This window comes from Acinetobacter entericus, assembly GCF_026168575.1.
GTDB classification, from domain to species: Bacteria; Pseudomonadota; Gammaproteobacteria; order Pseudomonadales; family Moraxellaceae; genus Acinetobacter; species Acinetobacter bouvetii.
Map to the genome: position 1 here is coordinate 1 of NZ_JAPEQW010000134.1, position 531 is coordinate 531.

Annotated in this window: 1 pseudogene; it reads left to right on the plus strand. The window is 41.1% G+C overall.

Annotated elements, in window-relative coordinates:
• Positions 1 to 531: pseudogene (locus tag OKC24_RS19905) on the plus strand (phage tail protein); the annotation flags it as partial.

Genomic DNA, 531 nt, shown 5'->3' on the forward strand with positions numbered 1-531 from the left:
TTGGGGTATTTATACAAAGCTTTATTTCTGCGGCAATGATGTTGCTTATGATCAAACCGAATATATCGCGGGCGAAGAAGTTCTAGTTTCTGCACTGACGGCGACACCGTCAGGTCTGCAAGAGTTAAACGGATCAATTGCTATTGAAATGAATGCACGCGCATTCAGGCCGTATTCGCCCGCGAATGTAAAAATTAACAATGAATATTTCCCACAAGAAATTGAAACGGATTTGATTTTGACTTGGGTAGACCGCAATCGTGTACAGCAAACTGGCGGAGAGATATTAGGGTGGTTTGATGGAGGTGTGACTATCGAACCTGGCACTCAAACACATTTAATTCTAACGCAGCTTGATGAAAATCAGACTGAGTTAGCAACTACAAATGCAAACGTCACGGGTGCAGTAAGTTACACAATGCCGATTTCAAGTATGCAGGCTGATACTCGTTTCGTGAAAGTTACTCTAAAAACTTTGCGTGATGAATTTGAGTGCTTAAATCCTTTTTTTCACACTGTTGAATTATCTCA